The sequence below is a fragment of the Bradyrhizobium sp. BR13661 genome (assembly GCF_029892425.1).
Lineage (GTDB): Bacteria > Pseudomonadota > Alphaproteobacteria > Rhizobiales > Xanthobacteraceae > Bradyrhizobium.
This window is the reverse complement of record NZ_JARXWB010000064.1, coordinates 1-10,397: the sequence shown is the minus strand read 5'-3', so window position 1 is coordinate 10,397 and position 10,397 is coordinate 1. Positions and strand designations below refer to the sequence as shown.

12 protein-coding genes and 2 pseudogenes are annotated in these 10,397 nt (G+C 61.5%); 1 reads left to right on the top strand and 13 read right to left on the bottom strand.

What is annotated here, in order from left to right; translation table 11 throughout:
- Positions 1–565 precede the first annotated feature (565 nt).
- The 9 genes and pseudogenes from M2427_RS41620 to M2427_RS41580 form a co-directional block, all read right to left on the bottom strand.
- Positions 566–1,621, bottom strand: a pseudogene (locus M2427_RS41620) (IS110 family transposase).
- A gap of 334 nt (positions 1,622–1,955) precedes the next feature.
- Positions 1,956–2,792, bottom strand: coding sequence for a lytic transglycosylase domain-containing protein (locus M2427_RS41615; RefSeq protein ID WP_348521978.1), 837 nt, complete (start codon positions 2,790–2,792; stop codon positions 1,956–1,958).
- Complete coding sequence (locus M2427_RS41610) at positions 2,789–3,301, bottom strand: S26 family signal peptidase (protein ID WP_280712510.1); 513 nt, start codon at positions 3,299–3,301, stop codon at positions 2,789–2,791. Before M2427_RS41610 ends, M2427_RS41615 begins: the two co-directional genes overlap by 4 nt.
- Positions 3,298–3,762, bottom strand: coding sequence for a DUF2840 domain-containing protein (locus tag M2427_RS41605; RefSeq protein WP_280712509.1), 465 nt, complete (start codon positions 3,760–3,762; stop codon positions 3,298–3,300). Before M2427_RS41605 ends, M2427_RS41610 begins: the two co-directional genes overlap by 4 nt.
- Positions 3,763–4,046: 284 nt before the next feature.
- Positions 4,047–4,490 (bottom strand): annotated as a pseudogene (locus tag M2427_RS41600) (replication initiator protein A); the annotation flags it as partial.
- A gap of 22 nt (positions 4,491–4,512) precedes the next feature.
- A complete protein-coding gene (locus M2427_RS41595) occupies positions 4,513–4,794 on the bottom strand; it encodes a helix-turn-helix domain-containing protein (protein ID WP_008561544.1) in 282 nt (93 codons plus the stop codon).
- A gap of 131 nt (positions 4,795–4,925) precedes the next feature.
- The gene (locus tag M2427_RS41590; protein ID WP_280712508.1) at positions 4,926–5,423 is read right to left on the bottom strand and encodes a DUF2285 domain-containing protein; all 498 of its coding nucleotides are present in this window, start codon (positions 5,421–5,423) and stop codon (positions 4,926–4,928) included.
- A gap of 79 nt (positions 5,424–5,502) precedes the next feature.
- Entirely contained in the window at positions 5,503–5,697 is a 195-nt protein-coding gene (locus tag M2427_RS41585; RefSeq protein ID WP_280712507.1) for a DUF6499 domain-containing protein, read from the bottom strand.
- Positions 5,698–5,861: 164 nt separating this feature from the next.
- Entirely contained in the window at positions 5,862–6,134 is a 273-nt protein-coding gene (locus M2427_RS41580) for a DUF2285 domain-containing protein (protein WP_280712506.1), read from the bottom strand.
- A gap of 201 nt (positions 6,135–6,335) precedes the next feature.
- On the opposite strand from M2427_RS41580, the gene M2427_RS41575 reads away from it, so the two are divergent.
- The gene (locus M2427_RS41575) at positions 6,336–6,563 is read left to right on the top strand and encodes a helix-turn-helix transcriptional regulator (protein ID WP_280712505.1); all 228 of its coding nucleotides are present in this window, start codon (positions 6,336–6,338) and stop codon (positions 6,561–6,563) included.
- Positions 6,564–6,634: 71 nt separating this feature from the next.
- On the opposite strand, the gene M2427_RS41570 is transcribed toward M2427_RS41575, so the two are convergent.
- The 4 genes from M2427_RS41570 to M2427_RS41555 form a co-directional block, all read right to left on the bottom strand.
- On the bottom strand, positions 6,635–6,955 hold the full coding sequence (locus M2427_RS41570) for a DUF736 domain-containing protein (protein ID WP_280712504.1): 321 nt from the start codon (positions 6,953–6,955) through the stop codon (positions 6,635–6,637).
- A 505-nt stretch (positions 6,956–7,460) separates the two neighbouring features.
- Complete coding sequence (locus M2427_RS41565; protein ID WP_280712503.1) at positions 7,461–7,973, bottom strand: hypothetical protein; 513 nt, start codon at positions 7,971–7,973, stop codon at positions 7,461–7,463.
- 140 nt (positions 7,974–8,113) lie between these two features.
- Positions 8,114–9,037, bottom strand: coding sequence for a DUF2493 domain-containing protein (locus M2427_RS41560; RefSeq protein ID WP_280712511.1), 924 nt, complete (start codon positions 9,035–9,037; stop codon positions 8,114–8,116).
- Positions 9,038–9,405: 368 nt separating this feature from the next.
- Positions 9,406–10,338 (bottom strand): toprim domain-containing protein, encoded by a 933-nt coding sequence (locus tag M2427_RS41555; protein ID WP_280712502.1) that lies wholly within the window; start codon positions 10,336–10,338, stop codon positions 9,406–9,408.
- Positions 10,339–10,397: the final 59 nt, after the last annotated feature.

Below are 10,397 nucleotides of genomic sequence, written 5' to 3'. Positions count from 1 at the left end.
CCACCTTGCCCTTGTCATCCACCACGCAGATTGCCGTCTCGTCCATGCCGACATCCAGACCACAGAAGAATTCCATCACACGCCTCCCGCGTTGCTGAGGCGGCGCACTGTGCGCGTCATTCATCGCGCAGACCACTTGCGCTGCGGCCGCAACTCCCGGCGCAGACCGATTACGGGCGGCCTTCCTAATCGGGCGTTCAAAGTCAGCCCATTCCTACGTTTTTGCTCGACTCCTCGCAGAATAAGCACCGCTGCTTCCCTCCATCGACAACGCACAAACGCCACCACACCGGGCTTGCGGTCGCATTCACCAGGCGGGGTCCATGCGTTCCTTCGCGTTCAGCACTGGGGCCGTCGCATGCTCTTCACCAGGTTCGTAAACAGGGCCGTCCAAGCAGTCTGGCGCTCTCACCCCGAGGGGCGGCAGCAGGCAAGAGATAGCGGACATTCCCCGTTTCGCGGCCCCGCCAGGGGACGCTCACCGCGCGCGCGGATCTCTAATTGTGCTCCTCCTCAACCTGTTGGGCGTTGACCCAGCGCCTTCCTAACCACACCTGCGCCGCAGCTACGACGCTGGCTTTAAGCGCAGCCGTTGCGTGATCTTCGCACCGAATCCGACGTGGAAATCGGTCTCGCTGACCCACATCCGGCGAAGAATGCCCGCGAGCTTTCGCGCGACCGCGGTAATCGCGCACAGCATGCTCGATCGCTTGGCAATTCGCAGGCCCCACGCCCGCTATGCCGACCATTTTCTGACCCGTAGCAGCAGACTTGCAGCCGCTTCGCACAGCGCCTCCCGCACGGAGATATCGCCCTGTTTGCTGATGTGACCTTCAAAATCGATCAATGTACCGGATTGGTGGCGCTTCGGCGTCAGGCCAAAATGGGCGCCTACTGTGCGTGATCGGCTAAAGCGATGAGGGTCATCAACCCCAACCTTGAATGACAGCGCGACTACCGGACCGACACCGCGAACCGTGATCAGACGCCGGCAAACAGGATCATGCTGGACTACCTGTAGCAGCACGCGATGCAGTCGATCGTAGCCTTCGAGAAGAGCACGGCGCACGTCCAGCATGACCTGGATGGACATCACAAAAATCGGGTCGCTGTGCTCGATCAGCTCGCGGGTGCGAGCCTCAAAGGCCCCTCGGGAGACGGCTCCGACGAGCAATCCATAGGCCCGCAATGCATGGTTCTCGAGGTCGACCAACTTGCGCTTCAGCAGCTTCCGGTTGGTCAGCACGGTACGCATTTTCTGCATGTCGATGTTCTTGACATGGACGGCGCGGTACCAGCCCAACCGCATCATTTGCGCGATGCCGCGCGCATCGTTTCGGTCGGTTTTGTTGCGCATTGTCGACAGCGAAACGCGCATATGGCGCGCCTCCACGACAATGATTGGAAGCCCGGCTGGCTGTAGTTCGCGATACAGCCAAATGCCCAGCGATGACGCCTCGACCCCCACCCTATCGAGGCGATCCGCGTAGCCCTCTACAGCGGAGCGGATCGCCTCTGGCTCCGTGCTGACCTTAGTTTCGCGGACCGTGAGACCATCGCTATCGACGATGCAAACGCTAGTTTCTTCAAGGCCGACGTCCAATCCAACGTACATTTTCATCGGAGCTCTCCCTTGTGGCAACGACCTTCCAAGTCGTTGCACCAGGCTCCGGATTCGGCCACGGCCGTCTTGTCTCCGTGCACCGCTATCTCGAAGCCCGATTTGAAGAGCCGTCCTACCGTCGTGGTCTCCCGGTCGCCGGTTCCCGAAACAGCCGCCGCGACCTGGCAGCTGACTTGCGAAGCCCCCATTGCTTCCGAGCGCTTGCGATAGCGATCGTTACCCGAAGGGCCGAGACACCCGAAGGGTGGCTCGGTGAGGAGCGAAGCGACGAGTAGAGCGCGGGCCGAAGGCATCGCCCATACGCCATCAGCTTGCGAACCCGCACACTTGGTCATTGCGATGCTCCCGAATCCAATCGAGGGACGAATACGCCAATAGACTGAGGAACCATGCGCGACATTTCGTGCACTGAGATTGCGGTCGTCACACCGCTCGACGGCATGAGCGCCAGTAACGGATCGCGCGTTTGCATGAGATCCGATCGCACGACGAACAACGTCGCAGCTGCTGATGACTGTCCGCTGGACGTCCACCTCGGCGGCAGTTCGATGGCAAGCAGATTTGCAAGCTTTGCGACGTATGCTTGCGTCTCGTCTGGCAAAGAGCCGCCTGCGAGATGCTCTTCATAGCGAGCTGGTCCCGCGTTGTACGCGGCAAACACGCCAGGCGAGCCATACCGATCGAGCAGTTCGCGCAAGTAAGCCGTGCCGGCCAGAATATTGTCACGCGGGTCGTAGGGGTCGTTCCCGAGATTGTAGCGCTCGCGAAGTTCCGCCCAAGTTCCCGGCATGATCTGCATCAGGCCCATTGCGCCCTTTGGCGATCTGGCGTGCACGTCACCAGCACTTTCTATGCTTTGGACCGATCGGATCCAGTTCGGCGCAATCGCAAAGCGTTGTGAGGCTTCATTGATGAATTCGACAAATGAGTAAGCGGTCTGACTGATCGCCGTCTGGGCGGCTGATCCACTCTGGGCCAAAGCAGCGCTGTCGAACGCGATCAGAAGAAGCATCAGGGGCACGACAGCACAAAGGCGAGCGCCGAACCGACCCAAGCACGCGGCCGGGCTCGCGCCAGCCTTGCCGACATCGATCGAGACGGAAGAATGATCCCGCAATCGATCGAGCAACGAAATGGCGAGCAGAACACGTCGAATTCGCACGATCACTCCGCCCACGTCCACACCGGCAGCGCGCGGCCAATCACGTGAGATGCCGGAAGGAACCCAAAATACCGGCCATCAAGAGAGTCGTCCGACTGCCAGTTCATCAGAAACAGCTCGCCGTCGCGGACGACGCGGCAGCCCTGCCATTTCGGCAGCGGCCGGCCGCGTCTGTCGTGTTTCTTCGCCTCGCCCATTACAATGTCGTCGACCGAAATCGAGAGGCCGGTTCTGCAAACACTCTGCCCCGGAAGGGCGAGCACGCGCTTCAGCATGGGGACGCCAAGGGGCAAATAGCCGTTAAGGTCGAGGAAGGTCGCGAGCGGCTCGGGCGGCTGCACGGCGACCAATTCAGTGACCTGGAATTGGTCCGCCGATCGCAACCGATAGAGACCGATGGGCACGCTTGCCGATGCGTTCCAGATGTAAAGCGGAAGCGGCTCCAGGACGATCGTCGCGATCAGCGCAGCAGCGACCCCAATCGTCCCGGCCAGCATCATTAGGCGGCCCGTCATCGCATCACCCTTTGACGATGGAGCCACGCCTGGTGGCGCGCCTTCGTATACAGGCGCGGGTTTTCATTGACGGACAGGCGGTTATGAACGTGATGCCAATGATCAGGCGCGACATCAGCCGGATCGATGCCGAGCACCTCAACGGCATCGATCATTTGCAACAGGCGCTCGACCTTCGGCCAGCCGGACAGACGCAGCAGAATCTCTCCGCCCGGTGTCACATAAGGGACGGTCGAACAGCGCTGTCCCGGAGCGACTGCGCGCAAGATGTCGATCCGAGAAATGATTGCCCCAAAGTCGCTGGACGTCCATCGGACGAAGGCAAAGATGCTGCCGGGTGCAAATGACAGGACACGCCGATGGAGATCAAGCTTCCGTTCCTCGACGATACGACCGAACCGAACGCTGTTTTCGATGCGCTTCTCGAGCCACAACACTTCCACCTCCGTGAGGTCGCTCATGATGCCAATCCCTGATGCTGGAGCTGGCGGCCGTGAGCTTGGTGCTCGGTCGACAGTGTGTATGGCCTGCAAAGGTAGGCTGGCGTGTCGGACCGCCGTTGCCCGGCGCCGCCAACGCGGCTTTCCGCCTGGCTCGCTAGTAGAAATCCGAAGGATTTCTGGTTAGTAAAGTCAGAGCCGCCAGAAAGCGCGAAGAAACAAGCTCTTAAGCTCGATTGCGGTCCCCGATGGCACGAGGATCGGGTCCCCGATAGCATCAGGGTTGCGGTCCCCGATAGCACGGGCCAGGAGAAACGGCGCCGTCGCCGTTTTGTCGGCTGCCGGATGGAAGTCAGCACTGTTGTTGACTGAGGTCTGTCGAGACCGGCCTTCAGCCGGTCATAGTCGCTTGCGCTGGTGCCGCGGCCGACGAACGTCAGAATTTCGTGAGGGGTTGCAGCCATCAGGCGCGACGTCTTCAAGCCGGCATCACGGGCTTCGACGATCTGCGACGCGGCCCAAATCAGAACGTCTGCATCCCAGATGGTCGCCATGCCGTGTTCCGGCACGGCTTCGACCCGTATTGCGATCGCACCCGCGCGGAAATCGATCGGCATGATCCGCTTTTTTTTGGCGAGGGAGAAGAACGGATAAGCCATCAGATCCCGCGCGTCGCGCGGCGCAGGATCGCTGGGCAAAGCCCGAAAGAGCTCAAGCTGATCGTGCTCGGAATGGTGTTTGCGCCGCATGGTCACTGCTCTCACGCTGATATCAGCGACGTTCCTGGCCCGCATACGGCCGCAGCGCCGGGTGCTTCTTGGCCGGCAGCACGGTCCCCTTGCCGGGGTCGGAGGTCGACGTCTTGGCGCCCCGGTCGGCCCACGCTTTCAGGTCATCGACGGCGTAGACAACGCGCCCCCCGATCTTCCGATACGTCGGTCCGGTACCGTACGTTCGGTGTTTCTCCAGCGTGCGACCGGACAGGCCAAGATAGCGCGCGGCCTCAGGGGTACGCAGGAATCGCGGTGGTAGACCGGCCATCGGATCGGGCATTTGAGGTCTCCAGGAGGACAGCGCACTACGCTTGGCTAGGCCCGCGTGTGTGTGGTCATCATGGAGGAGCAGGATCTCGGAGGGGGATGCCGAACATCGAGGGGGCAATTTTCGGCACCCCTAGGGGATCGCTACTGGTCCTTGCGCCCGGGCCGCAGGAGTTTGCGGTAACCACCGCGCATCAAGGCGAGGCCGCCTTGCACCAAGCGGATTGTCCGATTGCGCAGATCGTGCGTCTTCCAGGCGCGATCGGGGATGCGCTTTTTGCCGAAGAGCGCTTCGGCGATAGCGCGATAACTGCCGCCGGCGCTATGCGCATCGAGCGCGCGGAGCGAAGCGCTCAGGCGTTCGCGTCGCTGCTTCGATAATTGATGAAACGCAGGCCCCGGCACGCGTCCGTTCATCGCGCGCCACAGCCGGCGTGCTGCATACGCCCGCGCGTCGAAATCGCCATCAAATCGCAATTCGGCCGCATATGACACGCCGAGCACTGGCGCGTCTTTGGACCAAATACGGTGGTCCACCGCACCGATGCGCAGCACGGCATGCCAGCCGTCGACAGCGCGGCGCACCTCGCCTGCTGTAAGGTCGAGCAGACCCCTATGCGACGCCCCGCCGTCGTCGGCCACCGCGACCTTGACCGGAACGACCGCCGCTAAGACCTCAGGCGCCCAAAAGATCGTCTGCTCGTCGAAGGACCTCCGCGGGTCATGGGCGAAAGCAGAGACCCCACCTCCTCCTGAATTCGTCAGTCACTTCGCCGTTCGGACTGCTGGCAATCATCACCTCGTACTCGCGCCGATAGTCGGCGTTGCGACGGAGACATTCCCAGGCGATGTCGGTGATTTCGGCGTCTTGTAGGCTCTTGTAGGAATCCGGCGACCGCCAGTCGAATTCAGGCATTGCTTCCGTCCCATTGCACGCTGCTAACAACGATTGCGGCGCAATAGGTATGAACGAAGCGGTTGTAGGAAGACCCTAATTTGGCACCACGTGGTGCATCGGAAGCACCACCGGTCGGCAAAAGAAAATAGTTCTGCCTGCAAGACACGGCCGGCGATTGTCTTCTATTTGGAGCCAGTGCTGCGCAAGAGGCGGCCCTGCTCGGTCAACCATTTGGCCCGCGCGAGGTGACTCTGATATGCGCTCCGCGCACGGTCCGGCTCTCGCTCGGGGTCAAAATGCAAGACCACTCGAGCCACTTCGCGCCAGTTCGCCCCCTCACCTTCGGCCTGCAGAAGGCGCATGTACGTGACGACATGCTGTTCGTCATAGATCGTGAGCGTCGGCTCGTTCGGAGCACTATCGGCTACGTCCGGATCTAGGGATGGCTTGTGCATCATACCCACTTTTAGAACGCCTATAAGCTAGGCCGTGGCTTGGTCGCAATCCAGACGTCCACTACCCCATTGGAATCCTGGATATTCGCAGGGACGAAGCTTGGCCGCGTCCGCAACGTTGCCACACTCGATAGCATATTCGGACACGAATAGGAACGATCGTTCCTAGAACGATCGTTCCGGCTCAGTTCCCATATCGCCATGGATCTCAAAGAGATCATGGCTGTGAATCTGCGTCGGAAACGCCACGATCTGCAAATGACGCAGGAGGAGCTGGCCGAGCGCGCGGGCTTAAGCGCCCGTTACGTCGGCGCCATCGAGCGCGGCGATGTATCAGCAAGCGTCACCGTGCTCGGGCAAATTGCTGAAGCTTTGGGGGTCGAACCGGGAGACCTAGTCAAGAAGGTTGCGCGGCTTACCAAATCGTAAGCCCGCTCAGGCCAGCCGCGAAGCGCCCCGTCCTGCGGACCGGACGGGGGCTCCGGCTCGATGGGACGCTCTTACTCCCCGTTCTTGCGCGGCCGCGACCACAAGAGCGTGTAGCCCTCGCCGCCTTCGTCGTCGAAGAGGTTCGCGTAGATCGGAGCGTTGAAGGAAGGATCGTCGAGCTTGAGCGAGAGGTAGTCGCGGCCTTCCTCGGAACGCTTCGACCAGGCTGCGCCGATCTCTGCCCGGCCCACATAGATGCGGTGGCTGGGAGCGTTGTCGTTGGAGCGGTTGGTCTCGGCGACGATGCGGACGCCCTTGGCTTGCAGGCTCAGGGTGACGATTTCGCCCTGGAAATCATCGCCGACCTTCTTGAAAGAACCGATGTTAGCCATTTCACTTCTCCTATTGTGTTTCGAGCCCGCGACCACCGCGGCCTCGATGGCGATCTAGGGCCGAGGACGATTGGCGACGCACCCGCTTGGGCCGGAGCGCAGCGGAGGACGTCGTTGTGGCGACTTTCTTGTCTCGCGAGGAATGGGCGAAGCCCAGGGGAAGAAAGTCGCATCAACGGCGTTGCGGCTCAGACGATCGAGGCGAAGCCGGTCTTCGGCCAGATCAAGCCATCAACGAGGCCACGTGCGTCCGCGTGCTGAGCCACAATCTCTGGAGAAGCGTGGCTATCTCGGTTTTGATGAACAAGAGGCTGGAACGATTCAGCGTAGGAAGAGAAACAATCTCCTGCAAAAGGCGGCATCGTCTCCCAAAAACCGATCGGGGTAACATCGCTCTGCCCCGGCTGGGTGGGCCGGACCCAATGCCGGCAGCTTGATTGAGGAATTCCGAGGAGGAGCCTCTCCCGCGCTCAGGTTTCGATCATCTCCCGTTCGCTGCGCCGATCTACGCACCTGTTCGATGAAGGCGGGAAACGGTCATCGCTCGGCCAATGCGGCCGTAAGAACTGCTTAGGACGGGTTCTCCACCACCCGGCTCCAACGGGCGAGCCTCCGCGAAAACCATCAAGCGCGTCCATGACGTAACGCCAATGCAAACCGCGCCCAGGCAAGCGAAGACCTCACGCCAGGCCGGCGAAGGCACCCCGATGTAGGAAACGGCGAAAACCAGATGATAGCCGGCGGCGGCGGCGGCGGGAACAGCGAATGCTGTCGCGATCGCGATGCGCAGGGCCGAGGACCGAGTAGCAACGACGGCGACCTGGCCAAGGACGAGCGTCAGCGCACCGCCGGCCGTTGCGATAAGCAGCGCACCGATCAAACCAGCGCCGCCGTGAAGCGCCGTTATCCCGATACTCAGTGCGACGAAAACCGGCAAGGCATACACTGCGAGCGCAAAGATCGTCCAGCAAAACAAACCAATTCCGAGAGTGTTGAGGACGAGCCCAAGGGCGATCATGGTGGTGGCTCCATGTGCATAGATGTACCAGTTGCGCCTTCCACCACCACCATGGCGCAACTCTGGATATGAGACCGAAACGAGGCGGAGTTGCGGCGTGGGCAATTCACGCTCGCAGGCTTGGGTCGAGAAGACGGCGCTCACACGCCGCCGAACCTCCAGACTGGGATGCCGAGCCGCTTCGCCTTGTCGGCGAGGTTGTCCTGAATTCCCGTACCCGGGAAGTGCATGACGCCGATCGGCAGGAGTTCAAGCATGGCGTCGTTGCGCTTGAACGGCGCTGCCTTGGCGTGCTTCGTCCAGTCGGGCCTGAAGGCGATCTGAGGTACCTTGCGGTTGGTCGCCCATTTGGATGCGATCAGTTCGGCACCCTTCGGGGAGCCGCCATGGAGCAGGACCATGTCGGGATGCTTGGCATGAACTTTGTCGAGACGATCCCAGATAAGGTGATGGTCGTTGAAGTCGAGCCCTCCGGTGAGGGCGATCTTCGGCCCAGCCGGCAGCATGACCTCGGTCTCGGCGCGGCGCTTGGCCGCGATGAAGTCGCGGGAATCGATCATCGCTGCGGTCAGCGTACGATGGTTCACCAGCGATCCCGATCGGGGGCGCCAGAATGAGCCGGTGTGAGTCTCGAAGCGCTCTATGGCCTGATCACGGAAGTGCTCCAAGCAGTTGCGGCGCTCAACGAGCGTGATGCCTTCCGCCGTGATGCGTTCGAGTTCGACGGATCGAACTTCGGAACCGTCCTGCTCGTGCTGACTCTTCTGTTGCGCCTGTTCGTTGTCGTCAAGTTGACGACCGATGCGGTCGACGGCACGATGGAACAGGTTGACAGTCGACCAGAGCAGATCATTGAGGTCCGGCTCGAGCCGCGTGTCGCTCAACGTGGCGACCAGGGCATCGAAGATGTCAGCGACGGCACCGGTAATGATCCTGCCCTCGGGAAGCGGCCGTGGATCGGGCTGGTCGTCGAAGGGGCGGTAACCGAAGAGCTGCAATTCGGTAAGAATGTGTTCGGTCGCAGATGCGGCGTGCGGCGGTTCGATGTCGTCATGGTCGGTCATGAGAGAGGTCCTTGCCGGATCGGCCGCGCCCATCGCGGCCTTCGTGGCGATCACTCAGACGGCAGGCGGAGCGGCCAGAACCCGGAGCGGCTTGTCCGCCGAAGCCTAGCGGGCGTAGGCGGAAGCGGAGGGCCGAAGCGGCAGCGGAGGATGGCGGAGGCCGGCTATTTTGCTTCGCGATGCAAAGCGCGCCGGCCAGATAAATAATGTGTCTTCCATCGCCCGCGCGCGGCGGAAAATAACCGGTCGCAGCCATTGCCGGCCCGAGCCGCTTGCCGTCCGATCGCCCTCTAGAAGGCCGTGGTCGCGTCCTCTTCCGGCATTGGCCGCACCGCGACCGACCTGTCGACGCCCATCGAATTGCGGGGCTATTCCGCGGTTACCATCGACGAATGCAGGAAACGGACGACGTCCTCCGGTGCGAGTTGAAGTAGCAACGCTGCTCGGAGGGCCTCGAGGCCGAAGATGTGTAGATCTTCGTTGAAGTCGCCCTGCCGGGGCGACAATACAATCGCTTCAATGCCGGCAGCTTCTGCGCGCTGGGTGAGAATAGCCTGTGCGGCGTCTCCGGCGGCATCTGCGTCACGGGCGATATAGAGCCGGCGTAGGCCAGACGGCGGCAACATGGCTGAGAGGTGATTGGCCGAGAGAGCAGCGGTCATGGGCAAGGTCGGCAGTACATAACGCAGCGACAACATCGTCTCGATCCCCTCGCCCGCAGCGAGCACGTCGTCCACCACGCCGAAGCGAACGGCGTTACCAAGCAGGTCGCCAATGGCCCGTCGTGGCGTGTCGATCGGGGCCTTGCCGAGCCGCACGCGATCAAAGCCGTGTGGATCAAGCCAGGTGCGATGCACGCCGGTGATCCGTCCCTCGAGGTCCGTGACAGAGCCTATCATCGCCGGCCAGGTTTCAGTCGGCAAATGCTCGTCCGGCCGATAGTAGCAGCGGGGGTGGAAGCGGAGGCTGCCACCGTGGTGGATGCGGGCTATTCCGCGACGCTGCAAGTACGTTTCCACCAACGTCCCTTCGATCGGACCGGATATCGCAAAAAGTCGTCGGGCGGCTTCTTGCGATCCGGCCGGCACGACTGGACGAATGGGTCTCGGGAGTGATTGCTCCTCAGATCGAGGCAGCTTCAGAAAGCGCTTCGCCTCCTCGGCGACGTCGCGAAAGTCTCGCAACGCCAGACTTTCGCGGATGATGTCGAGGAGATCGCCATGTTCGCCCGTTGCGGCGTCGGTCTTATGTGCAGTTGAACATAAGACCGAATATGTTGCGCCGAGAGTTATGTTGCGCATTTGCGCTTGGGTGCTGTCTCACAGACGATTGACAGCTTCTACGCAACATAATGCCAGCG